The 23758-nt window shown below is 63.5% G+C and carries 22 protein-coding genes; 13 read left to right on the top strand and 9 right to left on the bottom strand.

Annotation, left to right across the window (positions count from 1 at the left end; all coding sequences use genetic code 11):
• Positions 1 to 58 precede the first annotated feature (58 nt).
• From carB to carA, 3 genes are read right to left on the bottom strand one after another with little or no spacing between them, the layout of a single operon-like run.
• Positions 59 to 3394, bottom strand: coding sequence for a carbamoyl-phosphate synthase large subunit (carB, locus tag P0Y59_03195; GenBank protein WEK00715.1), 3336 nt, complete (start codon positions 3392 to 3394; stop codon positions 59 to 61).
• Entirely contained in the window at positions 3394 to 3756 is a 363-nt protein-coding gene (locus tag P0Y59_03190) for a ribonuclease E inhibitor RraB (protein WEK00714.1), read from the bottom strand. The genes carB and P0Y59_03190 overlap by 1 nt, the downstream gene beginning before the upstream one ends.
• On the bottom strand, positions 3753 to 4925 hold the full coding sequence (gene carA / locus P0Y59_03185) for a glutamine-hydrolyzing carbamoyl-phosphate synthase small subunit (protein ID WEK00713.1): 1173 nt from the start codon (positions 4923 to 4925) through the stop codon (positions 3753 to 3755). The genes P0Y59_03190 and carA overlap by 4 nt, the downstream gene beginning before the upstream one ends.
• A 128-nt stretch (positions 4926 to 5053) precedes the next feature.
• Here carA and P0Y59_03180 point away from each other — a divergent pair, with 128 nt between their 5' ends.
• The 6 genes from P0Y59_03180 (at position 5054) to P0Y59_03155 (ending at position 11718) form a co-directional block, all read left to right on the top strand.
• Positions 5054 to 5506, top strand: a complete 453-nt coding sequence (locus tag P0Y59_03180; protein WEK00712.1) for a GatB/YqeY domain-containing protein — start codon at positions 5054 to 5056, stop codon at positions 5504 to 5506.
• 54 nt (positions 5507 to 5560) lie between these two features.
• The gene (locus tag P0Y59_03175) at positions 5561 to 5980 is read left to right on the top strand and encodes a DUF559 domain-containing protein (GenBank protein ID WEK00711.1); all 420 of its coding nucleotides are present in this window, start codon (positions 5561 to 5563) and stop codon (positions 5978 to 5980) included.
• Positions 5977 to 7851 carry a DNA primase gene (gene dnaG / locus P0Y59_03170; GenBank protein ID WEK00710.1) on the top strand — a complete coding sequence of 625 codons (1875 nt, stop codon included), beginning with the start codon at positions 5977 to 5979 and terminating at the stop codon, positions 7849 to 7851. The genes P0Y59_03175 and dnaG overlap by 4 nt, the downstream gene beginning before the upstream one ends.
• Positions 7851 to 9878 (top strand): RNA polymerase sigma factor RpoD, encoded by a 2028-nt coding sequence (gene rpoD / locus P0Y59_03165; GenBank protein WEK00709.1) that lies wholly within the window; start codon positions 7851 to 7853, stop codon positions 9876 to 9878. Before dnaG ends, rpoD begins: the two co-directional genes overlap by 1 nt.
• 246 nt (positions 9879 to 10124) lie before the next feature.
• The gene (locus P0Y59_03160) at positions 10125 to 10790 is read left to right on the top strand and encodes a hypothetical protein (protein WEK00708.1); all 666 of its coding nucleotides are present in this window, start codon (positions 10125 to 10127) and stop codon (positions 10788 to 10790) included.
• 73 nt (positions 10791 to 10863) lie between these two features.
• Positions 10864 to 11718 carry a MoxR family ATPase gene (locus P0Y59_03155; protein ID WEK00707.1) on the top strand — a complete coding sequence of 285 codons (855 nt, stop codon included), beginning with the start codon at positions 10864 to 10866 and terminating at the stop codon, positions 11716 to 11718.
• 79 nt (positions 11719 to 11797) lie between these two features.
• On the opposite strand, the gene P0Y59_03150 is transcribed toward P0Y59_03155, so the two are convergent.
• Both P0Y59_03150 and P0Y59_03145 read right to left on the bottom strand, forming a co-directional pair.
• On the bottom strand, positions 11798 to 13885 hold the full coding sequence (locus tag P0Y59_03150) for a malate synthase G (GenBank protein ID WEK00706.1): 2088 nt from the start codon (positions 13883 to 13885) through the stop codon (positions 11798 to 11800).
• A 71-nt stretch (positions 13886 to 13956) separates the two neighbouring features.
• Positions 13957 to 14409 (bottom strand): MarR family transcriptional regulator, encoded by a 453-nt coding sequence (locus tag P0Y59_03145; GenBank protein ID WEK00705.1) that lies wholly within the window; start codon positions 14407 to 14409, stop codon positions 13957 to 13959.
• Between the two features lie 82 nt (positions 14410 to 14491).
• Between P0Y59_03145 and P0Y59_03140 the strand changes: the two genes are divergently transcribed.
• From P0Y59_03140 to P0Y59_03110, 7 genes are all read left to right on the top strand, one after another.
• A complete protein-coding gene (locus P0Y59_03140; protein ID WEK00704.1) occupies positions 14492 to 15070 on the top strand; it encodes a TetR family transcriptional regulator C-terminal domain-containing protein in 579 nt (192 codons plus the stop codon).
• 236 nt (positions 15071 to 15306) lie between these two features.
• On the top strand, positions 15307 to 16056 hold the full coding sequence (locus P0Y59_03135) for a glucose 1-dehydrogenase (protein ID WEK00703.1): 750 nt from the start codon (positions 15307 to 15309) through the stop codon (positions 16054 to 16056).
• A 50-nt stretch (positions 16057 to 16106) separates the two neighbouring features.
• Complete coding sequence (locus P0Y59_03130; protein ID WEK00702.1) at positions 16107 to 16487, top strand: DUF427 domain-containing protein; 381 nt, start codon at positions 16107 to 16109, stop codon at positions 16485 to 16487.
• Positions 16488 to 16577: 90 nt separating this feature from the next.
• Complete coding sequence (gene hppD / locus P0Y59_03125; protein WEK00701.1) at positions 16578 to 17651, top strand: 4-hydroxyphenylpyruvate dioxygenase; 1074 nt, start codon at positions 16578 to 16580, stop codon at positions 17649 to 17651.
• A 176-nt stretch (positions 17652 to 17827) separates the two neighbouring features.
• Positions 17828 to 19111 (top strand): homogentisate 1,2-dioxygenase, encoded by a 1284-nt coding sequence (gene hmgA / locus P0Y59_03120; GenBank protein ID WEK00700.1) that lies wholly within the window; start codon positions 17828 to 17830, stop codon positions 19109 to 19111.
• Between the two features lie 557 nt (positions 19112 to 19668).
• Entirely contained in the window at positions 19669 to 20136 is a 468-nt protein-coding gene (locus tag P0Y59_03115; GenBank protein WEK00699.1) for a hypothetical protein, read from the top strand.
• Between the two features lie 184 nt (positions 20137 to 20320).
• A complete protein-coding gene (locus P0Y59_03110) occupies positions 20321 to 21346 on the top strand; it encodes an IS110 family transposase (GenBank protein WEK00698.1) in 1026 nt (341 codons plus the stop codon).
• A gap of 370 nt (positions 21347 to 21716) precedes the next feature.
• Here the strand turns inward: P0Y59_03110 and P0Y59_03105 are convergent, their stop codons facing one another.
• From P0Y59_03105 to P0Y59_03090, 4 genes are all read right to left on the bottom strand, one after another.
• On the bottom strand, positions 21717 to 22154 hold the full coding sequence (locus tag P0Y59_03105; GenBank protein ID WEK00697.1) for an Imm30 family immunity protein: 438 nt from the start codon (positions 22152 to 22154) through the stop codon (positions 21717 to 21719).
• Positions 22147 to 22314 (bottom strand): hypothetical protein, encoded by a 168-nt coding sequence (locus tag P0Y59_03100; GenBank protein WEK00696.1) that lies wholly within the window; start codon positions 22312 to 22314, stop codon positions 22147 to 22149. The genes P0Y59_03105 and P0Y59_03100 overlap by 8 nt, the downstream gene beginning before the upstream one ends.
• Positions 22314 to 22736 (bottom strand): NAD(+)--rifampin ADP-ribosyltransferase, encoded by a 423-nt coding sequence (arr, locus tag P0Y59_03095; GenBank protein WEK00695.1) that lies wholly within the window; start codon positions 22734 to 22736, stop codon positions 22314 to 22316. Before arr ends, P0Y59_03100 begins: the two co-directional genes overlap by 1 nt.
• Before the next feature lie 416 nt (positions 22737 to 23152).
• A complete protein-coding gene (locus P0Y59_03090; GenBank protein WEK00694.1) occupies positions 23153 to 23755 on the bottom strand; it encodes a 2OG-Fe(II) oxygenase in 603 nt (200 codons plus the stop codon).
• Positions 23756 to 23758: the final 3 nt, after the last annotated feature.

The raw sequence follows: 23758 nt of genomic DNA, 5'->3' as shown, positions 1-23758 counted from the left end.
AAAATTCACTTAAAGCCGGCCCTCACGGACCCGCCCGCACGTCTTCTCATGTGGGAAATTATTTGTGCGAGTGCGAATAATAGGATTGCAGGGGCCGTACTTCAAGGCTGCGTGTCGCAAGCGCCACGATCGCCTGTGCCGCGGCGACGCTGGCGGGGGCAGTGGTGAAGTACGGAATCTTCTGATTCAGCGCCGATGCGCGGATCGGCTGCGAGTCCTTCAGCGACTGCCACCCTTCCGTCGTGTTGAAGATCAGGTCGATCCCGCCGTCCTTGATCAGGTCCACGATATGCGGCCTTCCCTGCGCCACCTTGTTGACCCGTTCGACCTCAACGCCGTGCGCCGACAGATAATCCGCCGTCCCCCCGGTCGCGACGATGGCGAAACCATGGTCGGCAAGCAGCTTCACGCCCGACAGGACCACCGGCTTGTCGCTGTCCTTCACGCTGACGAACAGGCTGCCCGATTTCGGCAGCACATTGCCGGCGCCAAGCTGCGACTTGGCAAAGGCGGTGACGAAATCGCGATCGATCCCCATCACTTCGCCGGTTGACTTCATTTCCGGTGAGAGCACCGGATCGATCCCCGGGAAGCGGTTGAAGGGGAACACAGCCTCCTTCACCGCGACATAATCGATCGCGCGATCGATCCTGGGCAGGTCGGCGAGCTTTTCTCCCGCCATCACCCGCGCGGCGATCTTGGCGACCGGCGCGCCGATCGCCTTCGCGACGAACGGCACGGTCCGGCTGGCGCGCGGATTGACCTCGATCAGATAGACTAGGCCGTCCTTCACCGCGAACTGGATGTTCATCAGGCCGACGACCGACAGCGCCCTAGCCAGCGCGGCGGTCTGGCGCTCGATCTCGGCGATGATCTCATCGGGCAGGCTGTAGGGCGGGATCGAGCAGGCGCTGTCGCCCGAATGAACGCCGGCTTCCTCGATATGCTGAAGCACGCCGGCCACCGTCACGTCGACGCCGTCCGAAATCGCGTCGACATCGACCTCGATCGCATCGCGCAGATACTGGTCGATCAGCACGGGCGAATCGCCCGACACCTGCACCGCCGTCTGGATATAGTCGTCGAGCTGCGCCGGCCCGTCGACAATCTCCATCGCGCGGCCGCCCAGCACATAGCTCGGGCGCATCAGCACGGGATAGCCGATCCGTTCGGCGACCTTGATCGCCTCGTCGCGGCTCCGCGCGATGCCATTGGCCGGCTGGTGCAGGCCGAGTTTGGTGACCAGCGCGGCGAAGCGCTCGCGGTCCTCGGCCAGGTCGATCGCGTCGGGGCTGGTGCCGAGGATCGGAATCCCCGCCTGCTCAAGCGCATTGGCGAGGTTCAGCGGCGTCTGCCCGCCGAACTGGACGATCACGCCGACCAGCGTGCCGTTCTGCTGCTCGACATGCAGGATCTCGAGCACGTCCTCGGCGGTCAGCGGCTCGAAATAAAGCCGGTCGGAGGTGTCGTAGTCGGTCGACACCGTCTCCGGGTTGCAGTTGACCATGATCGTTTCATAGCCGGCATCGGCCAGCGCGAAGCAGGCATGGCAGCAGCAATAGTCGAACTCGATCCCCTGCCCGATCCGGTTCGGACCGCCACCGAGGATGACGATCTTCCTGCGGTCCGACGGCATAGCCTCGTTCTCGGGCTCGCCGAAGCTCGGCGCCTCGTAGGACGAGTACATGTACGGCGTCTTCGCCTCGAACTCGGCCGCGCAGGTGTCGATCCGCTTGAACACGGGCCGCACGCCGAGCTTGTGGCGATGCTTGCGCACCTCCTCCTCGGTCACGCCGCCGGTCATCGCCGCGACAGCCTCATGGATCAGGCCGGACGAACGCGCGATGCTGCGGTCCATGCCGCCATGAAGATTGGCCGATTTGAGCGCGAGCCAGGCAAGCCTTTTGTCGCTGAAGCCCATCGACTTCAGCCGCCGCATGCCGGCTGAGTCCTGCGGCAGGCCGCCCCGGCAAACCTCCTCCTCGGCCTCGATGATCTCGGCGATCCGCTCGAGGAACCAGGGATCGTACTTCGCGATTCCATGCACCTCGGCGACGGTGAAGCCCTCACGCAGCGCCTGCGCCGCGACGAGCAGCCGGTCGGGCGTGGCGCGGGCCAGCGCCGCCTCGATCTCGTCGCGCGGCGCGCCGACCAGCGCATCGACCTGGTTGAAGCCGCTCAGCCCAGTCTCCAGCCCGCGCAGCGCCTTCTGCATCGATTCATGGATGTTGCGACCGATTGCCATTACCTCGCCGACCGACTTCATCGCGGTCGACAGGATCGGCTCCGCACCCTTGAACTTCTCGAAGGCGAAACGCGGGATCTTGGTGACGACATAGTCGATCGTCGGCTCGAACGAGGCCGGCGTCGCCCCGGTGATATCGTTGATGATCTCGTCGAGCGTGTAGCCGACCGCCAGCTTGGCGGCGACCTTGGCGATCGGGAAGCCGGTCGCCTTGGAGGCGAGCGCGGACGACCGCGACACGCGCGGGTTCATCTCGATCACGACCAGGCGGCCATCCTTCGGATTCACCGCGAACTGAACGTTCGAACCACCTGTTTCCACGCCGATTTCACGCAGCACCGCGATGCTCGCGTTGCGCATGATCTGATATTCCTTGTCGGTCAGCGTCAGCGCCGGCGCGACGGTGATGGAGTCGCCCGTATGGACGCCCATCGGATCGACATTCTCGATCGAACAGATGATGATGCAATTGTCGTTGCGGTCGCGCACGACCTCCATCTCATATTCTTTCCAGCCGAGCAGCGATTCCTCGATCAGCACCTCGGTGGTCGGCGATGCGTCCAGCCCCTTGCGGACGATCTCCTCGAATTCCTCGCGATTATAGGCAATGCCGCCGCCCGAGCCGCCCATGGTGAAGCTCGGACGGATGATCGCCGGCAGACCGGTCGTCTCAAGCCCGGCCAACGCCTCTTCCAGCGTGTGCGCGATGGCCGAACGGGCGGATTCGAGCCCGATCTTGTCCATCGCGTCGCGGAACTTCAGCCGGTCCTCGGCCTTGTCGATCGCCTCGGCATCGGCGCCGATCATCTGCACGCCGAATTTCGCCAGCGTGCCATCGTTGAACAGCGCGAGCGCGGTGTTGAGCGCGGTCTGCCCGCCCATGGTCGGCAGGACGGCGTCAGGCCGCTCCTTCTCGATGATCTTGGCGACGATCTCCGGCGTGATCGGCTCGACATAGGTCGCATCGGCCAGTTCGGGGTCGGTCATGATCGTCGCCGGGTTCGAATTGACCAGGACGATGCGATAGCCCTCCTCGCGCAGCGCCTTGATCGCCTGCGTGCCGGAATAATCGAACTCGCACGCCTGGCCGATGACGATCGGACCAGCGCCAATGACGAGGATGGAGGAGATGTCAGTGCGTTTTGGCATTAGTGGCTCGATCCCGTTTCGGCCATGCAGCCCCAACCCTCATATTCCACGTCGTAAAGTATCTCGATCTGCAGGCATTGAAGCGTCAGCGCCTTGATCGAAGCAGCGTCCGCCTTCTGCTCCCGCGCCAGGAAGAGCGATATGCCGCCTTCCTCATTCTCCTCGCGGTCGATCACCGCGAAGCCAAGTTCCCCGGCATTCTCGGCAAGACGATCCAGCGCCTCTTCGTCACCGCTGAAGCTCACATCGACCGTCCGGGGAATTTCCGGCCTGTCGCCATTCTTCGCAAGGCTCGCGAGAACGTCCTGGTCGCCGAGCCATTCCTGCTCGAACCTGGTCTGATCCACCTCGGGGAGCGTCATGCCGCTTTCTCCAGCGAGCCGACGAACTTCTCGAACAGATAGAAGCTGTCCTGCGGGCCCGGGCTCGCCTCGGGATGATATTGCACGCTGAACGCGGGCCGGTCGGTCAACTCGAACCCGGCATTGGAGCCGTCGAACAGCGACACATGAGTCTCCCGCGCCGTCGCCGGCAGCGTCTCGCTCAGCACCGCGAAGCCGTGGTTCATGCTGGTGATCTCGACCGCGCCGTCGCTCAACCGCTTGACCGGGTGGTTCGCGCCGCGATGGCCCTGGAACATCTTGGTCGTCTCGGCCCCGACCGCAAGGCCGAGAAGCTGGTGACCAAGGCAGATACCGAAAAGCGGAATCCGCGTCTCCAGCAGCGCCTGGATCACAGGCACCGCATAGTCACCGGTCGCGGCGGGGTCGCCCGGGCCGTTCGAGAGGAAGATGCCGTCGGGCTTCAGCGCCATGACCTGTTCGAAGGTCGCGGTCGCGGGCAACACGCTGACCTTGGCGCCGGCCTTGACCAGGTTGCGGTAGATGTTGCGCTTGGCGCCGTAGTCGATCGCGACGACATGGGGACGCGTATCCTCCGCCCCGCCCGCGCCGTAGCCGAAGCCGAGCCGCCAGATGCCGCCTTCCCAGCCATAATGAGTCTCGGTGGTGACCGAGATGGCGAGGTCCATGCCCTCGAGCCCCGGCCACGCCTTCGCCATCTCGAGCAGCAGGGGGATGTCGAACTTGCCGTCGGCGCGGTGCGAGATCACGCCATTCGGCGCGCCGCCGGTGCGGATGCGCCGGGTCAGCGCGCGGGTGTCTATGCCGGAAAGGCCGATTCGGTCGTGCCGCTTCATCCAGTCGTCGAGCCGTTCGACCGAGCGGAAGTTCGACGGCGCGGTCACGTCCTCGCGCACGATGATGCCGAGCGCGTGCGGGTCGTTCGCCTCAACGTCATCGGGGTTGGCGCCGACATTGCCGATATGCGGGAAGGTGAAGGTGATGATCTGCCCGGCGAAGGACGGATCGGTCATCACCTCCTGATAGCCGGTCATCGCGGTGTGGAAGCACACCTCGCCCACGGCCTCGCCCTCGGCGCCGAATCCGCGCCCCCACGCAATGTCCCCATTGGCGAGGACGAGGACTCCCGTCGCTCCTTCGGGCGCAGTTACGGGTTTGGCGTCGGCCATCGTGGCGGGCACTCCTTCGGGTTTCGATGTCGCTAAGCGGCGGTCGCTAAGCCTCGCGGGCCGGAGCGTCAATCTGTTAAAGATACGGCGGCCGCGCTATCTGTACGGATTACCGAAAAGGACCGACAATGATTCGCGACGACATCAAGGCCGCGCTCGTCACCGCCATGAAGGGCGGAGACAAGCCAGGCACCGCCGCCCTCCGCCTGATCCAGTCGGCGATCAAGAACCGCGACATCGAGGCACGCACCGGTAAGGCGCCCGAGGACGACGACACGCTGGTGGTCGAAGTGCTGCAGAAGATGGTCAAGCAGCGCCGCGAATCGATCGAGATGTTCGTGAAGGGCGGCCGCCAGGAACTGGCCGACGCCGAATCCGCCGAGGTCGCGGTGATCGAGCGCTTCCTGCCGCAGCAGATGAGCGAGGCCGAGACGTCAGCGGCGATCGAGGCGATCAAGGCTGAACTCGGCGCCAGCGGCATGAAGGACATGGGCCGGGTGATGGCGGAACTGAAGGCTCGCCACGCGCAGAGCCTGGACATGAGCAAGGCGAGCGGGCTGGTGAAGGCGGCTTTGGCGTAAGGTGCGCGGAACGCAATTCTCCCCTCCCGCTCGCGGGAGGGGGCGGGGGAGGGCATGTCGGACAAGGCCTACGCCAGACCCACGATGAGAGCCCGCGAATTGCGTGCGAACGCAACTGACGCAGAGCGCGCGCTATGGGCGCAACTGAGCGCGCACAAGGTCGCTGGCACACGCTTCAACCGACAAGTCCCAATCGGGCCCTTCATCTGCGATTTCGTCTCCCGTTCGGCAAAACTCGTGATCGAGGTCGATGGAGGCCAACACGACTGGAACGTCGAAGCCGACCGCGCCCGAACAAAAATCATTGAAGCGCAGGGATTCTCTGTCCTTCGCTTCTGGAACAGCGACATATTGGGAAATATCGAAGGAGTCGTGGCCACGATCGAGCGCGCGTTGAAGGACAGGCCCTCCCCTAACCCCTCCCGCAAGCGGGAGGGGGATGAAGAGCCGCGCCTGCCGGAACAGCGCCAATGAGTCTCTCACCCCAATTCCTCGACGAGCTCCGCGCGCGCACCCTTCTGTCGTCGCTGATCGGCCGCACCACCAAGCTGCAAAAGGCCGGCCGCGAGTTCCGTGCCTGCTGCCCGTTCCACAACGAGAAATCGCCCAGCTTCTACGTCAACGACGACAAGGCGTTCTACCATTGCTTCGGCTGTGGCGCGCATGGCGACGCGATCCGCTGGATGACCGATCAGCGCGGCCTGCCCTTCATGGATGCGGTGAAGGAACTCGCCCAGGCAGCCGGCATGGAGATGCCGGCGATGGACCGCCAGTCGGCCGAGCGCGCCGAACGGGCGAAGGGGCTGCACGAGGCGTGCGCCGACGCCGCCGCCTGGTTCACCGACCAGCTCAACGGCATCGCCGGTGCCGAAGCGCGCGGTATCCTCGAACGCCGTGGCATCCGCGCCGAGACCGCGAGGGAATTCGGCCTCGGCTTCGCCCCCGATTCGCGCGGCAAGCTGAAGGATGCGCTCAGGGACTATGGCGATCCGATGCTGGTCGAGACCGGCCTGCTGATCTCGGTCGAGGGCAAGGAGCCGTACGACCGGTTCCGCGGCCGCCTGATGATCCCGATCCGCGACCCGCGCGGCCGGCCGATTGCGTTCGGCGGGCGGATTATCGGCGACGGCGAGCCCAAATATCTCAACTCGCCCGAGACACCGCTCTTCGACAAGGGCCGCACCCTCTACAATCTCGATCGCGCCGCCCCGGCCAGCCGCAAGAGCGGCCGCGTGCTGGTGGTCGAGGGCTATATGGACGTGATCGCCCTCGCCCAGGCCGGTTTCGGCGAGGCGGTCGCACCGCTCGGCACCGCACTGACCGAGGCGCAGCTCGAACGGCTCTGGCGCCTCAGCGACGTGCCGATCCTCTGCTTCGACGGCGATTCGGCCGGGCAGAAGGCAGCGATGCGCGCCGCCCTGCGCGCGTTGCCGATGCTCGCGCCCGGCCGCAGCCTCGCTTTCGTCACCCTGCCTGAGGGAGTCGACCCGGACGATCTGGTCCGCGCCAAGGGGCCCGCGGCGTTCGAGGAACTGCTCCGCACGCCCGAGCCGCTGGTCGACCGTCTCTGGGCGTACGAGCTCGCTGCCGAGCCCCTCGTCACGCCCGAACAGAAGGCGGGCCTGAAGATGAGGCTCAATGAGCACGCCCATTCGATCGCCGACAAGAATGTCAGCATCGAATATCAGGCCGAGTTCCGGCGCCGCTTCGAAAATCTCTATGCCAAGGTGCGCGAGCCGTTCCGCCCGTTCCAGCAGGCGGCCAAACGCAAGCCCGGCCAGAAATGGAAGGCGCCCGACCCGCCCGTTTCCGACATCGCCAAGGGCGTCCGTGCCACCGGAATCGACCGAATCCTGGCAAAAGCGGTACTCGCCGGCCTGATCCGCCACCCGGCCGAGATTGCCCGTCACATGGAAGTTCTCGGATCGCTGAAGCTCGCCGACGGGGCACTCGGGCGGCTGTTCGAGGCGGTCGTCGACCTGGCCGTCGAAGATCAGGCGCTTGATAGCGAGGGCTTGCTCACCATATTGGCAAAATCAGGATTCGATAACATCGCAAGTGATCTGCTACGGGCCGACCAATTATCGTGTTCGTTCACGCAGAAAGGTGCCGAACCCGCGAGAGCGAGGGAGGACCTGGACGAGGCCATCGCCATCCTTGTGGCGCGGCCTGAAGTGGACGCGGCGCTGGCGGAAGCAACGGTGGCGCTCAAGGCGCGTTATTCGGACGAAGCCTTTGAACGGCAGGTTTCGCTGGTGAAGGAACAACAGGCGCTCGACGCACGACTTGCAAATCTGGTGCAAGCGAACGAAGACGCCAGAGCTTTAGGTACCGAGGGCAATTAATGGCGAAGACGGAAATGGCGGACGTCGCTGACACGACCGAGAACAGCGATGCGCCGCTGATCGATCTCAACGACGCGTCGATCAAGAAGCTGGTCGCCCGCGCGAAAAAGCGTGGCTACATCACCTATGAGCAGCTCAACGAGGCGCTGCCGCAGGATCAGATGTCGTCCGACCAGCTCGAAGACGTGATGTCGGCGCTGAACGAGATGGGCATCAACATCGTCGAGAACGATGAAGCCGGCGAGGACGGCGAAGAGGCCGACCAGCAGGAGGAAGAGGTCGAATCGGTCGATTCGTCCGAGGAAAGCGCGCCCGCGCTCGAGACCAAGAAGAAAGAGGTCATCGACCGCACCGACGATCCGGTGCGCATGTACCTGCGCGAGATGGGCGCGGTCGAACTGCTCAGCCGCGAGGGCGAGATCGCCATCGCCAAGCGGATCGAAGCCGGCCGGGACACGATGATCCTGGGCCTGTGCGAGAGCCCGATCACCTTCAACGCGATCATCGACTGGTCGACCGCCCTCAATGAAGGCACGATGCAGCTGCGCGAGATCCTGGATCTCGACGCGATGCTGTCGAAGGACCCCGCGCCCGAATCGCTTACCGACGAAGAGGATGGCTCGGGCGAAATCTCCGAAAAGACCGCCGGCCCCTCGTTCAAGGAAGAGGAAGAGCCTGAAGAGGCAGCCGCCGACGAGGATGAGGATTCGATGACCGAGCGGCGCACGCCGCGGCCGTCGGACGACGAGGAGGAGGACAACACCCTCAGCCTCGCCCAGATGGAGGAACAGCTCAAGCCGCAGGCGCTCGAGCGGTTCGCCAACATCACGGCGATCTACAAGAAATTCTCCCGGATGCAGCAGCAGCGCCTCGAGGCGATGGCAGCGGGCGGAGAACTGTCGGCAGCCGAGGAGCGCAAATACCAGAAGCTGCGCGAGGACCTGACCGCAGAGGTCGAGAGCGTCCAGTTCCACAATGCGAAGATCGAATATCTCGTCGATCAGCTCTATGCCTTCAACCGGCGCCTGACCGCGCTTGGCGGCCAGATGCTGCGCCTTGCCGAGCGCCACAAGGTGCCGCGCAAGGACTTCCTCGACCGCTATATCGGCCATGAGCTCGACGAGCAGTTCCTGCCGAGCGTGTCGAAGCTCGACAAGAAATGGATCGCCTTCGTCGCGAACGAGAGCGAAGGGGCCGATCGAATCCGCATCGAGATTTCGGAGATCAGCCAGGCGACCGGCATGTCGCTCGGCGAATTCCGTCGTATCGTCAACATGGTCCAGAAGGGCGAGCGCGAGGCGCGCATCGCCAAGAAGGAAATGGTCGAGGCGAACCTGCGCCTCGTGATCTCGATCGCGAAGAAATATACGAACCGCGGCCTTCAGTTCCTGGATCTCATCCAGGAGGGCAATATCGGCCTGATGAAGGCAGTCGATAAGTTCGAATATCGCCGCGGCTACAAGTTCAGCACGTACGCCACCTGGTGGATCCGCCAGGCGATCACCCGCTCGATCGCCGACCAGGCCCGCACGATCCGCATCCCGGTCCATATGATCGAGACGATCAACAAGCTGGTGCGGACCAGCCGCCAGTTCCTCCACGAGCAGGGCCGTGAGCCAACGCCCGAGGAAATGGCCGAGCGCCTGTCGATGCCGCTCGAAAAAGTCCGCAAGGTGATGAAGATCGCCAAGGAGCCGATCTCCCTCGAAACGCCGATCGGCGACGAGGAGGATTCGCATCTCGGCGATTTCATCGAGGACAAGAACGCCATCATCCCGGTCGACGCGGCAATCCAGGCGAACCTCAAGGAAACGGTCACCCGGGTCCTTGCCTCGCTCACCCCGCGCGAGGAACGCGTGCTCCGCATGCGCTTCGGCATCGGCATGAACACCGACCACACGCTGGAAGAAGTCGGCCAGCAATTCTCGGTCACGCGCGAGCGTATCCGTCAGATCGAGGCCAAGGCGTTGCGCAAGCTCAAGCATCCGTCGCGCTCGCGCAAGATGCGCAGCTTCCTCGATCAATAAGTCCGGAAACGGTTCTTTCTATCGCAAAGCGCCCCGAACGTTTTCGGGGCGTTTTTGTATCCGCGCCAAGGCATGCACGCTTTGGACGCAGGATAAAACGACGCGAATATACGACGGGGCGATCGTGGTTTAGACAGGCTTAATCGCCTCTAAACCACGTCTTTACGCCCTTCGGTATAGTCCATGGCCGTATTGATGAAACCGCGCCGGATTGGCCGGCGCTTTCAGACGGAAACCCGGGGGGTCATGGCTTTCGATTCGGCACTTGGTCAACGCATCGGCGGCAGCTGGGGCACCATCGCCACGCTCGCGTCGGTCGACGGGACCGCGACTCATCCGATGCCGCGCGCGCTCTCGGGTCCGACCGTCGCCGTGCGCGACCTGACCGATGCGGTTCATGCCCTGTGCTGGCTCCATGGCCGCCATCCCGGCGTCATCGATCATGCCGTCGTCCACAGCCATCAGCCCGCGGCGCATGACTGGCTTGAAAGCGCCGCCGCTGCTTTCATCGAGGAGCGGACGTATCTCGCGCGGCTCACCGCCGCTGCCGGTCCCCTGCCCTCGACCCCGGGCCAGGCCGAGTCGGAGGCAGCCGTCGCCGGCCAGCGCCACGCGCTCGACATGCTCGCCCAGTCGGATCGTACCGGCTGCGCGACCGGCGCCGCGATCGCCCTGGTACTTGATTGGGCAGCCGTCCGTGTCATGCTAGACGCCGCGGCCCGTCGCTTCGGCATCACGCCGCCAGTCTCAAGCCTCCCCGACGAAATGGAAACCGCCTCCCTGGTCTCAGCGCTCGCCGAAACGCCGGCAATCGAGCGGGCGATGGCGTTCGGCGCGCAGCAGATCCTCGCCCAGCATCGCGGCCTGTGGGACCTGCTCGAAGCCCGCGCGAGCGCTCGCAACCACGCGTAAACACCGGCTTGCGCGGAGCGGCACAATCCTTCTATCCCCAAACCCGATATTCGAAACGGGATTGGACGACTGCATGAAGCGCTTCGAGGGCACGCAAAGCTATGTCGCGACCGACGACCTGAAGGTCGCGGTCAACGCCGCCGTCACCTTGCGCCGTCCGCTGCTCGTCAAGGGCGAGCCCGGCACCGGCAAGACTGTCCTCGCCTATGAAATCGCCAAGGCGGTCGGCGCGCCGCTGATCGAATGGAACGTCAAGTCGACCACCAAGGCGCAGCAGGGCCTGTACGAATATGACGCGGTCGCCCGGTTGCGCGACGGCCAGCTCGGCGACGAGCGGGTCCACGACATCTCCAACTATATCCGCCGCGGCAAGCTGTGGGAGGCCTTCACCGCCCCCGAGGTGCCCGTCCTGCTGATCGACGAGATCGACAAGGCCGATATCGAATTCCCGAACGATCTTCTCCAGGAGCTCGATCGCATGGAATTCCATGTCTACGAGACCAAGGAAACGGTCCGCGCGGTCGAGCGCCCGATCGTGGTCATCACCTCGAACAACGAAAAGGAACTGCCCGACGCGTTCCTGCGCCGGTGCTTCTTCCACTATATCAAATTCCCTGACCGGGAGACGATGCAGGCAATCGTCGACGTGCATTTCCCCGGCATCCAGAAACTGCTGGTGTCGAAGGCGATGGACATCTTCTACGACGTCCGCGACGTGCCCGGCCTGAAGAAGAAGCCCTCCACCAGCGAACTGCTCGACTGGCTCAAGCTGCTCCTGCACGAGGAAATGCCGCTCGAGGTGCTACAGAACCGCGACCCGACCAAGGCGATCCCCCCGCTCCACGGCGCGCTGCTCAAGAACGAGCAGGACGTGATGCTGTTCGAACGCCTCGCCTTCATGGCGAAGAGGCAGGCGAACAAGGCCTGAGACTTAGCCCCGACGCACTTTAGACGCGTTCCGCTTTCCATTCTCCGACCCCCGGCTTTCGCCGGGGGAGGAAGACAGCCTAACGCGTTTCCGCCTTGGCCCGCGCGCGATAGGCGTGGAGCAGCGGCTCGGTATAGCCGTTCGGCTGGGTCAGCCCCTCGAACACCAGCGCCCGCGCCGCCTGATAGGCCAGGCTCGTCGCCTCATGCCCGGACATCGGCCTGTACAGGGGATCGCCCGCATTCTGCACGTCGACCTTTGCCGCCATGCGCGCAAAGGCAGCGTCGATATCCGCCTTGGTCGCGACACCGTGGAGCAGCCAGTTGGCCATGTGCTGCGAGGAGATGCGCAGCGTCGCGCGGTCCTCCATCAGGCCGATATCGTGGATATCGGGCACCTTGGAGCAGCCAACGCCCTGATCGATCCAGCGAACGACATAGCCGAGGATGCCCTGCGCATTGTTGTCGAGTTCGGCACGCACCTCGTCCGGCGTCCAGTTGCGGCCCTTCGCGACCGGCACGGTGAGCAGATGGCTCAGGCCCGGAATGGCTTCGCACGCAATCTCCACGCGCCGTTCGAACACGTCGACCTGGTGATAGTGAATCGCATGGAGCGTCGCCGCCGTGGGGCTCGGCACCCAGGCCGTGTTCGCGCCGGACCGGGGGTGGCCGATCTTCTGTTCCATCATGTCGGCCATTCGGTCCGGTGCGGCCCACATGCCCTTGCCGATCTGCGCCTTGCCCGAAAAGCCGTGCGCCAGCCCGATGCGGACATTGCGATCCTCATAGGCCTTGATCCAGTCGCTCGACTTCATCTCGGCCTTGGGGATCATCGGCCCCGCCCGCATCGCGGTATGCATCTCGTCGCCGGTGCGATCGAGGAAGCCGGTGTTGATGAACACGATTCGGTCCTTCACCGCCTCGATGCAGGCAGCGAGATTGGCCGAGGTGCGCCGTTCCTCGTCCATCACCCCGACCTTGATCGTATGGCGATCGAGACCAAGCAGGTCCTCGACCGCATCGAACAGGCGGTTGGTGAAGCCGGCCTCCTCCGGACCGTGCATCTTCGGCTTCACGACGTAGAAGGACCCGGCCCGGCTGTTGCGATATGCCCCCAGCCCGCGAAGATCGTGAAGCGCGATCGTGGCCGTCATGATCGCATCGAGGATGCCCTCGGGCGCCTCGCCACCATCGGCCAGCGTTATCGCCGGGCTGGTCATCAGATGCCCGACATTGCGCACGAACAACAGGCTGCGGCCCGGCAGGGTCAGCGTGCCGCCGCCGACCGCTTCATAGCTGCGATCGGCATTGAGCCTGCGCGTGACCGTCTTGCCGCCCTTGTCGAAGCTTTCAGCCAGATCGCCGCGCATCAGCCCGAGCCAGTTGGCATAGGCAGCGACCTTGTCCTCGGCATCCACCGCGGCGATCGAATCCTCCAGGTCGACGATCGTGGTGATCGCGGATTCGAGGATCACGTCGGCGATGCCGCCCGCGTCGCCGCGGCCGATCACTGATTCCCGGTCGATGACGATCTCGATGTGCAGGCCGTTATGCCGCAACAACAGCGATTCACCCTTGCGACCGACAAGCTGCGCCGGATCGGCCAGATCGGGCGTACCACCACGATAGGCAGCCCAGCTTTCGCTCGCCAGCGGCACCGCCTGGTCGAGGAACGCCTTGGCATAGTCGATCACCTGAGCGCCGCGCACCGGATCATACCCGCCGGGCACCGCCATGCCGGGCAGTGCGTCGGTGCCGTAGAGCGCGTCGTACAGGCTGCCCCAGCGCGCATTGGCTGCGTTCAGGACGAAACGCGCGTTGAGCACCGGAACGACGAGCTGCGGCCCCGCCATCGTCGCGATCTCAGGATCGACCTTTTCGGTACCGATCGCAAAAGGCGCCGGCTCGGGCACGAGATAGCCGATCTCGCGCAGGAACGATTCGTCGGCTGCTTCGCCCGCGACGTAGCGTGAGTCGATCTGCCCCTGCAGCACGTCACGCCTCGCGAGCAGCGCCCGATTCTCCGGGGCGAGCGATGCGAAGACCCCGGCCACCCCCTGCCACCAAAGGACAGGATCGATGCCGAGCGGCGGCAGCACCTGCTCTTCGACGAACGACGCAAGCTGGGGGGCAACGGACAAACCGGCACGATCGAGCATTTCGGGCATTGGGCCTCCTGGAAAAGTCACGAATGCCTGGGGAGGGCCCGACCGCGCTTAGGACAGGCCGGGGCCGGCTATCAAGCCTGTTCGGGGTCGAGCGGTGCCGCCGACGCCTCGATCCGGTCGAGCATCGCGCGAAACGCCGCGATTTCCTCGACGGAAAATCCCGCAAAAACCTGCGCTTCCAGTTCAAGCGCCTTGGGCGCGACGCTCTCGTACAGCGCCTGCCCTGCCTTGGTCAGCGACAACAGGTGCGATCGCTGGTCGTCCGGATTGGGCCGCCGCTGAACCAGCCCGCGATCGACCAGCGCGATGGCGGCGCGGCTCACCGTCACCTTGTCCATCCGCGTCGCCACGCCCAATGCCTGCTGGGTCAACCCGTCGCTCTCCGCGATCACCGCGATCAGCCTCCATTCGGGGACGCGAAGCCCGAACAGCGATTGATAGGCCGTCGCAATCGCCGACGACACGCGATTCGACGCGATCGACAGGCGATAGGGCAGGAACTGGTCGAGCTTCAGGCGGGTCATATTCCCTCGCTAGCGCGACGCTGGCTCCCCGTCACCCCGCTGTCATCCTTGACACAATAATATGGACGGCCATATTGCTTCCATGGCGAAGGTCTCCAACCGCGATAAGATCCTCACCGCTGGGGTGCGGGTGGTGCATGAGCGCGGCTTCGGTGGCGCCAGCGTGCGGGATATCGTCCAGGCGGCGGGCGTGCCGCAGGGCTCTTTCACCAATCACTTCGTCTCGAAGGAAGCGTTCGGCCTCGAGGTGCTGGACATCTACTTCCAGAAAAGCATGGCCATCTTTGCCGAGACGCTGCGGAACGATGCCCGTGCCCCGCTCGAACGGTTCGGCGCCTTTCTCGACGCCAATATCGAACGCGCCTCGGCCGAGAACCTGTGCAACGGGTGCATGATCGGCAATTTCGCCGCGGAGACCAGCGGAAGCGACGCAATCAGGCCGCATCTCGTCGAGATTTTCGACGCGGTACGTGAGGCGATCGCGTCCTGCCTCAAGGCGGCGGTCGCGGCGGGCGAAGTGCGCGCCGATCTCGATTGCGACGATATCGCCGCGTTCCTCGTCGCCTCGCTCCAGGGCGCGAACCTCCTCGCCAAGGTCGAGCGGAGCGCAGAGCCGATGAAGCGGCTCAAACGGATCGCCCTCGATATCCTGCAACGCTGAAGCAGGCCTGGCCTTCCTTCTCATTTCGGCGCGAGCAGGAAGGTGCGGCTGGTCGGCATCGGACACAGACACGGTGGTTCCCTCCGGCACGACAAAGAAATAAACCACGCAACATCAGTTACTTATTAAATTTAATACGTACGAACATAGTACAGCCCTTGCGAAAAATACGTACGTACATATTTCATGATCCGCAGCGCATCACGCCCTGCCAGAGTTCATCAGGGATCACTAAAATGACAGCACCCGTCGTCCTCGTCACCGGCGCCCTCACCGGCATCGGCCGCGCCACCGCAGAAGCTTTTGCCCGTGAAGGTGCGAAGGTCGTCATTTCCGGCCGCAATGCCGAAGCCGGCGAAGCGGCAGCCGCCGATCTGCGGAAACTCGGCGCCGAGGTCCATTTCATCCGCGCCGACGTCCGCCACGAGGAAGATCTCCGCGCGCTGGTCGACGGCACCGTCGCGCGTTTCGGCCGCCTCGATATCGCCGTCAACAATGCCGGCACCGAGGGTCAGTTCGGTCCGGTGACGGATCAGACTCCGGAAAGCTACGCCGCGATGTTCGACACGAACGTGCTGGGCGTACTGCTCAGCATGAAGCACGAACTCCGCGCGCTGCAGGCGCAGGGCTCGGGATCGATCGTCAACATTTCCTCGGTGCTTGGCCAGGCGGCGTTCGCCAACGCAGCGCTCTATACTGCCAGCAAACATGCCGTGGAGGGCCTGACCAAGGCGGCGGCGCTGGAAGCCGCTCCGTTCGGTGTCCGGGTCAACGCCGTCGCGCCGGGACCGGTGGAGACACCGATGCTCGACCGCTTCACCGGCGGCGAAGAGGGGAAGGCAGGTCTTGCCTCGACGATCCCGCTGGCCCGCACCGGCACGCCTGACGAGATCGCCCAGGCGGTTCTGTTCCTCAGCTCGGACAAAGCGTCGTTCATCACCGGCAATGTCGTGAACGTCGATGGCGGGAAGCGCGCCGCCCTCTGATATATCAACCGGGCGGTCCTTCGGGGCCGCCCTTTTTGCGAGGTATCGCCATGACTGACAAACCGATCCGCATCCCGGGCCCCGATCACCCGATCACGATCGAACCGAACGCCGCCCGCGTGAGAGTGACGGCGGGCGGACGAGTGATTGCCGACACGACGGAATCCCTCGTGCTGCGCGAAGCCAGCTACCCGGCGGTCTTCTACATTCCGCGCAAGGACGCTGACATGGCGCTCCTCTCGCGCACCGACCATCATAGCTATTGCCCGTACAAGGGCGACGCCTCCTATTTCTCGCTGCCCGCCGGCACCGACAAGGCGGAGAATGCGATCTGGACCTATGAGGCGCCCTATGAGGCAGTGGCCCGGATCCGCGATCATCTCGCCTTCTACACGGACCGCGTCACGATCGAGGGACTGCCGGCATCCTGATCGCACATCGCTGCGTTGAGAGGTGGACGAACAGATGGAACCGCCCTATGTAGTTTCATCTGTTACCACTTTGCTCCTCGGAGATTCGCGATGACCGACCCGCACGACAATCCCATGGGCCTGGACGGCTTCGAGTTCGTCGAGTTCACCGGCCCCGATCCCGACGCGCTGGCTGACCTGTTCGTGAAGATGGGCTTCACTCATGTCGGCACGCATCGGTCGAAGAATGTCCGCCGCTACGCGCAGGGCGACATCAACTTCCTGCTCAACATGGATGCCGCCGGACAGGTCGCGAATTTCCGCGAGCAGCACGGCCCCTCCGCCAACGCCATGGCCTTCCGTGTCGCCGATGCGGCGAAGGCGCTGAAGCTGGCGGTGGAGCGCGGCGCGGTGGCGGTCGAGGGCAAGGTCGGTCCGGCCGAGCTCAACATCCCGGCGATCGAAGGCATTGGCGGCGCGAACCTCTATCTGGTCGACCGCCGCGGCGCGGCCACGATCTACGACATCGATTTCGAGCCGGTCGAAGGCACCTCGCCCGACCAGCATTCAGTCGGGCTGCACACGCTCGATCACCTCACGCACAATCTGCAGCGCGGGCGGATGGATTATTGGGCGGATTATTATTCGCGCATCTTCAACTTCCGCCAGATCCGCTATTTCGACATCGAGGGCCAGGCGACCGGCCTGTTCTCCAAGGCGATGACCGCGCCCGACGACAAGATCCGCATCCCGCTTAACGAAAGCCAGGACGAGCATTCGCAGATCGAGGAGTTCATCAAGGACTATAAGGGCGAAGGCATCCAGCATCTTGCGCTGTCGACCGACGACATCTTCGCCACGGTTGATGCGCTGCGCGCCAACGGCATCCGTTTCCAGACCACGCCGCAGACCTATTTCGACCTGATCGACAAGCGCCTGCCCGGCCACGGCCACGACGTCGCCGAGATGCGCAAGCGCGACATCCTGATCGACGGCGCACCGGAGACGGGCGGCGGCCTGCTGCTGCAGATCTTCACCGAGAACATGGTCGGCCCGATCTTCTTCGAGATCATCCAGCGCAAGGGCAATGACGGCTTCGGCGAGGGCAATTTCAAGGCATTGTTCGAGAGCATCGAGCTCGACCAGATCCGCAGGGGCGTGGTGCCCGGGGCGGTTGAGGCCTGACTTCCTTCTCCCCCCGTGGGAGAAGGATATGAAGACTTACGAGCGAAGCGAGTTAGTCGAAGTTGGATGAGGGGATGAGGCTCGAGACGATCGAGCGTCCCCCTCACCCTCCCGCTGCCTTTGGCAGCGGGCCCCTCCCTCTCCCACAGGGGGAGAGGAAAAGAAGGAACGCGGCGATGTCCGATTACATGACAGGCTTCGGCAACCACTTCGCGACCGAGGCAGTACCCGGCGCCCTGCCCGTCGGTCGCAACTCTCCTCAGAAACCCCCGTTCGGCCTCTATGCCGAACAGCTCAGCGGCACCGCCTTCACCGCGCCGCGCCACGAGAATCGCCGCTCCTGGCTCTACCGTCTGCGCCCCTCCGCCGCGCATCCCGCCTTCACCCGCTACACCGGAGCAAAACGCTTCGCCCCGGGCATCAGCAAGGAGGCCCTTGCCCCCAACCGCCTGCGCTGGGCCGCCCTCGACATCGAGGATGCCGACTGGCTCGATAGCCTGACGACGATGGTCGTCGCGGGCGATGGCCCGAAAAGCCAGGCTGGCGTCGCCATGCACCTCTACCGGGCGTCGAAGGACATGGTCGACCGGGCCTTCGTATCGGCTGACGGCGAGTTGCTGATCCTGCCGGAAATGGGCGCCCTCACCCTCTATACCGAGCTCGGCCGCATCGACGTGAAGCCCGGCGAGATCGCGCTGATCCCGCGCGGCGTGCGCTTCCGCGTGGTGCTGCCAGAGGGCAAGGCGCGCGGTTACGTCGCGGAGAATCACGGCATGCCCTTCCGCCTGCCCGATCTTGGCCCGATCGGATCGAACGGCCTCGCCAATCCGCGCGATTTCGAGACGCCGGTCGCCTGGTTCGAAGACCGCGAAGGCGATTTCGAGCTTGTGCAGAAATTCCTCGGCGCGCTGTGGACGACCAATCTTGGCCGTTCGCCAATGGATGTCGTGGCATGGCACGGCAATTACGCGCCGTGGAAATATGATCTCGCGCGCTTCAACACGATCGGCTCGGTCAGCTTCGACCATCCCGATCCCTCGATCTTCACCGTGCTCACCTCGCCCAGCGACGTGCCGGGCACCGCCAATGTCGATTTCGTGATCTTCCCGCCGCGGTGGATGGTCGCGGAAGACACGTTCCGCCCGCCCTGGTTCCACCGCAACACCATGAGCGAATGCATGGGCCTGATCTCGGGCGCCTATGACGCCAAGGCCGACGGGTTCAACCCGGGCGCGCTGTCGCTCCACAACCAGATGAGCGGCCACGGCCCCGATGTCGCAAGCTGGAAGGGCGCGAGCGAGGCTGAGTTGAAGCCGCACAAGATCGACGGCACCATGGCCTTCATGATCGAGAGCCGCTGGGTGTTCCACCCGACCGATTACGCGCTGGAGACGAGCGCGCGCGACGAGGATTACGACCAGGTGTGGACGGGTTTTCCGAAGGCGGAACTGCCGGAATAAGTGTGCCTGTGGGGGGACGAGGGAACGCCCTCAGAACGAACGACTGTTTTGCACCCTAACTCCAGTCGTTCCGACGCTTGATGCCGTTTCCCGAAACCCGCCGGTCTGCTTTCAACCAGAGGGCGCGCGTCATGAGCCCGGACATGCCTTGCTTTGGGTGGTTATCCGCGTGGTTGCTTTCGACGGAAATGACTAGATAGCTGACGGCAGAAATGACATCATCATGTGATGGGCTACGCGCATAAGAGCGAGCTTGCCGATCTTCGGCAGATTGGCTGGGACCACTGGGACCCAATCGGCATCCGTCGCTTTGGAACCGACGATTGGCGAGGCCCGGCTGCCGACGAGTATGACGCATACATGCGTCATGTTGCTCAGTTGCTGAGGAGCGGACTGCCCAGAGAGCGGGCGATCGCTTATCTCAACCAGATTGCGTCCGTGCATATGGGGCTTGGACCGAGCACTGCCGAGGGGGTGGCAGCGTCTGAGCGCACTGTTGATGCTGTCGTTGAGTACCTGAGGCGGAGTGGTTGCTAGTGGGGGAGGCAGATCGCAGCGTGGGCAAGATAGGGCTGAAGTCCAGACTTCTCAGCGTCTGTGTGGTGCTTCTCGGGGTAGTCGCTTTCGTCTCATTCGCCATAACGCTGGAAAATGAAGTCGGAATACCCTTCAAGACGACCTATCGCATTGCGTGTGCGATTGGTTGCCTCGCCTTCATGGCCAAGATCGGATCGGATTATCGCGAGGAGCGATGGCCGAAAATCGCGCTTTTAATCGCACTTCTTTTCAACGTAGGTCTGTTTTTTTCGCCTCTCGCTCATCTACCAGCTTCTAAAGGCGACGTTCTTTTCTTCGCCGTGCCGGATGCAGCAATTGCCCTAGCGGCGCGGACTGTCTCCTATAGTGTCACCGACGATCATCAGCGCGCGGTACGTCAACAGATGATCCTTGGCCTTGTCCTAGCCTTGGCGTTTTGCGTCATCATCGTGGCTATGATGTTTATCCCGCAGGGCGCCACACACTGATGGACCGTGAACCCCGGAAGCTGGGGTGACCGATTATGGTAGCAGCGCGCCGCTGATCGAACGGCTGAAACGCGGGCGACAACGGCCCGACAGCTACGCGCCCTAATTTCGTTGGAGTGGACGCCCCCTGACGGCATCGATGTGCCAGAGTGGAGGTGTTGAAGCACCACTGCAGGAGGCGTCCATGGATGAGGTTAGCACAGTCGGCATCGATCTGGCCAAGTCGGTTTTCCAGGTTCACGGCGCCGATCGAAGCGGTGCGGTCGTGATCCGCAAGAAGCTGCGGCGCGATCAGGTTCTATCGTTCTTCTCGACGTTGCCGCCGTGTGTCGTGGCGATGGAGGCCTGCGCAAGCGCGCATTACTGGGCGCGCGAGATCGCGGCGTTGGGCCATGACACGCGGCTCATTCCACCGGCTTACGTGAAGCCGTTTGTGAAGCGCCAGAAGAACGACATGGCCGACGCAGAGGCGATCTGCGAGGCAGCACAGCGCCCGACCATGCGGTTCGTCCAGGGCAAGAGCGCGGAGGCTCAGGCCTCAGCGGTGGTGTTCCGTACGCGCGACCTGCTCGTCCGCCAGCGCACTCAGTTGATCAACGCCCTGCGAGGGCATCTCACCGAGTTCGGGTACATTGTTCGGCAGGGCGTGGGCCACGTCGGCAAGTTGGCCGAGATCGTTCGCGATCCCGGATCGGATATTCCGACCCAGGCGCGGCCTATCCTGATGGTGATCGCGCAAGGACTGGAGGCGCTACAGGCGCAGATCGCAGTGCTCGACCGGGAGATTTCCCATCGGGCGAAGGCGGATCCTATGGCGAAGCGGCTGATGACGATCCCGGGTGTCGGCCCGGTGATAGCAACTGCGCTCGTGGCGCTCGCGCCTGCTGCCAGCACCTTCCGCCGTGGTCGCGACTTCGCCGCCTGGCTCGGTCTCGTTCCGCGGCAGCTCTCCAGCGGTGGCAAGGAGCGGCTCGGGCGAACAACGAAGATGGGCGAGCGGAGCTTGCGCCGGCTCCTGATCATCGGCGCGAGCGCGGTGACGAAGGCTGCGGCACGGGATCCCGATAAAGTCGGCGCCTGGCTGGCCGGCATGTTGGCGCGTAAGCCCCGCATGTTGGTCACGGTCGCGATGGCGAACAAGATGGCGAGAACCGTCTGGGCCCTGATGGCGCACGGCGGGACTTACAGAGCTCCGGCTGCGGCGGTGTAACCGTCAGAGCCTGAGGCGTCAGGGACGCAAGGAAGGTCAATAGAGAGGTATGGCGCAACGGTCAGAAGACGGGGTCGGGAAAACCAGGGAAACGACCAAGCGCCTCGAGCGCGCAATTTCGGGATGGACCCGACCCGCGATCTCCATACAGGCCAGCAGCCGTGATGATGGCTGCATCAACAGGCCGGACACACGGAAGCACCTGAACCTGCGCAACCAAAACTTTCGAACACCCCCTTGTATCCGAAGGGGCGTCCACACACGGTCGTTCCCGCCCGCGATATCCCTTCCCGAAACCGGGGAGTCTGCTTTTCGGCGCGAGCGGCGGCCGGCGCACGACAATGTTTGGGTGGTCAGCTGCCGTCCGGCCCTACGCCTTTATGGCGGTTAGGACCGGCGCCGTTTTGTTGTGAAAGCGTGCGTCTTCGTTGATCTGCCCGCAGATCACGGCGACGGCTTCTTTCGCCAAGACGGATGCGTCACGAAGCTGCCGTACGAGGTCAGCTCTATACTCATCTGAATTGAGGATACGGATGAGTAGGGTCTTAGCCCACCAAAGGCAGGTTTGCCTCAGTTCCGGTAGGACTTTCAGTAAGGCTTTTACATATGCGGGGCCGTCGAACGATTCCGCTACGTGAAGTATTGACCACATACCGTCCTGGTCGCTGCTTTCGTTCAGAAGTAGCAATATTGGCGAGATAATACGGGGATCAGAATTGGCGATCAGGGGTAGCAACGCCTTATCTATTTCCAACGCGGTTCCGCCCACTGCGACACGGCGCAAATCGTCTAGTTCATCATCAAGCATGGTAACGATGCTGCTCCGAACGGTGAATGTCCGCAAGTGCGGCGGGAGTCGCCTGCCCGGTGCTGGCGGTCGATTCCATCCCGCCGAACGGCTTGCCGTGGATGGTTTTCCGACCGTCTCCCTTTAGCGATTTGATCACGCGCTGCGCGCCGCCGCGCATCAGTTGATGATTTCACCTCGTTCGTCTGAGCGCAATGCGGTCAACCTTTCTCTCCACACGCGTAGTGCTTTGGGCGTCAATCTGGTCCAATCCGTGATTTCACCAATGATCTTGAGCGGTGCGCTGCTGCGATACGATCGAGTGGGGTTGCCGGGAAATTTCTTGTCGGTCACATTTGGGTCGTTCTCGAACGGCCCGGTCGGTTCTACGGCATAAACACGCGGAACGGCGTCGCCTTCGGTTAGCTCCGCCGCAATTTCAGCGGCAAGCCCGGCCCCGTCCGCAAGGGCAGTGAAGTAGATGTGATTCATCACCACTTCGGGACGATAGTTCGACCGATACCCTGAGGTGAGTAGATCACCCACGCGCAAATCCGCAATGGTGCCGTGGAAGAACGGCCCTTCGTCCAGCACCTCGATCATCACCATCGTCCTTATCACGTGAGTCTATTTTTGGTCGGCGAGCGCGGGGTACCGACATCTCAATTTTGAGCGATAGTTGCGGCTGGTGCCGGGAGAGCGGTGGAAGCCCTGCTGCCCCTCTCAAGGCCCCGGCTTTTCCCCTCGCCGCGTCTTGCCCACCGGCCCGGCTGAGGGAGTCCTAAAGCTAGGGGCTGAGCGGAACCTCCGCAATTGGGAATGACGAAGCCGGGCTCGGATGGCTGCGAGTGGGCTTCAGCCGCCACACTGCGTAGGCCGATCGACCTCACCGCGTTCACTCGACGGCCAATCGAGGCCGTAGAGAACAACGATGGGAATTACGGTGACAGTTTACTTAATTCCGCATCCCCACTCCAGCAGCACAATGGTAAATTGTCACCGTAATTCCTCCCGAATTCTTATGCGACGCTCAATTCGTGGCGGTCACCGAGGCTTGCGAATGGCTGGTCTATGGCACTGTCGTAAAATACCATCGGGAAAGCCAGTCTTGGTTTTGGAGACCGCAGCGGTACGACGCGGTGCTCGATCGAGCCAGGGAAGCAGATGAACGTGCCCGCGCGGGGGTGAATTTGCGCAATCGGACACCCCGGGTGGCGAAACTCCAGTTCGCCCCCAGAACCCACCTCAGGCATTGCAGCATAGAACACTTCGGTCACCTGGTTCGCGTCGGTATGCCAACCGGTTTCCGCGCCAACGCCTTCCAATATATTCAGGGTAATCGCCGAACTGATCCGATTGGCTGGATAAACCGGGCGGCCGAAACGATCGGCGACGAAGGCCCGGATTGGGCCAAGATACAGACGCCAGAGCCAATCGAACCGCGCTCGGACGTCGGCGCCTTCGAGGACCGAGAATTTCTCGTCGCCTGGGGCAATGTCGGCGCCGGATCGGACAATAAGGCGCTCGGGCACGTGAGTCGCGTCAAGAACCTGCGCCGCCCAATCGTGCGGCAGCGCATTCTGGTTGTTGAGATCCAATACAAAATGGGGCGGCCAATTCATTGG

Source organism: Candidatus Sphingomonas phytovorans, assembly GCA_029202385.1.
Lineage (GTDB): Bacteria > Pseudomonadota > Alphaproteobacteria > Sphingomonadales > Sphingomonadaceae > Sphingomonas > Sphingomonas phytovorans.
This window is presented reverse-complemented; position numbering and strand designations above follow the sequence as displayed.

Coding starts and splice junctions, on each gene's coding strand:
- carB (WEK00715.1), bottom strand. CDS start 3,394: ATGCCAAAACGCACTGACATCTCCTCCATCCTCGTCATTGGCGCTGGT.
- P0Y59_03190 (WEK00714.1), bottom strand. CDS start 3,756: ATGACGCTCCCCGAGGTGGATCAGACCAGGTTCGAGCAGGAATGGCTC.
- carA (WEK00713.1), bottom strand. CDS start 4,925: ATGGCCGACGCCAAACCCGTAACTGCGCCCGAAGGAGCGACGGGAGTC.
- P0Y59_03180 (WEK00712.1), top strand. CDS start 5,054: ATGATTCGCGACGACATCAAGGCCGCGCTCGTCACCGCCATGAAGGGC.
- P0Y59_03175 (WEK00711.1), top strand. CDS start 5,561: ATGTCGGACAAGGCCTACGCCAGACCCACGATGAGAGCCCGCGAATTG.
- dnaG (WEK00710.1), top strand. CDS start 5,977: ATGAGTCTCTCACCCCAATTCCTCGACGAGCTCCGCGCGCGCACCCTT.
- rpoD (WEK00709.1), top strand. CDS start 7,851: ATGGCGAAGACGGAAATGGCGGACGTCGCTGACACGACCGAGAACAGC.
- P0Y59_03160 (WEK00708.1), top strand. CDS start 10,125: ATGGCTTTCGATTCGGCACTTGGTCAACGCATCGGCGGCAGCTGGGGC.
- P0Y59_03155 (WEK00707.1), top strand. CDS start 10,864: ATGAAGCGCTTCGAGGGCACGCAAAGCTATGTCGCGACCGACGACCTG.
- P0Y59_03150 (WEK00706.1), bottom strand. CDS start 13,885: ATGCCCGAAATGCTCGATCGTGCCGGTTTGTCCGTTGCCCCCCAGCTT.
- P0Y59_03145 (WEK00705.1), bottom strand. CDS start 14,409: ATGACCCGCCTGAAGCTCGACCAGTTCCTGCCCTATCGCCTGTCGATC.
- P0Y59_03140 (WEK00704.1), top strand. CDS start 14,492: ATGGCGAAGGTCTCCAACCGCGATAAGATCCTCACCGCTGGGGTGCGG.
- P0Y59_03135 (WEK00703.1), top strand. CDS start 15,307: ATGACAGCACCCGTCGTCCTCGTCACCGGCGCCCTCACCGGCATCGGC.
- P0Y59_03130 (WEK00702.1), top strand. CDS start 16,107: ATGACTGACAAACCGATCCGCATCCCGGGCCCCGATCACCCGATCACG.
- hppD (WEK00701.1), top strand. CDS start 16,578: ATGACCGACCCGCACGACAATCCCATGGGCCTGGACGGCTTCGAGTTC.
- hmgA (WEK00700.1), top strand. CDS start 17,828: ATGTCCGATTACATGACAGGCTTCGGCAACCACTTCGCGACCGAGGCA.
- P0Y59_03110 (WEK00698.1), top strand. CDS start 20,321: ATGGATGAGGTTAGCACAGTCGGCATCGATCTGGCCAAGTCGGTTTTC.
- P0Y59_03105 (WEK00697.1), bottom strand. CDS start 22,154: ATGCTTGATGATGAACTAGACGATTTGCGCCGTGTCGCAGTGGGCGGA.
- P0Y59_03100 (WEK00696.1), bottom strand. CDS start 22,314: ATGCGCGGCGGCGCGCAGCGCGTGATCAAATCGCTAAAGGGAGACGGT.
- arr (WEK00695.1), bottom strand. CDS start 22,736: ATGATCGAGGTGCTGGACGAAGGGCCGTTCTTCCACGGCACCATTGCG.
- P0Y59_03090 (WEK00694.1), bottom strand. CDS start 23,755: ATGAATTGGCCGCCCCATTTTGTATTGGATCTCAACAACCAGAATGCG.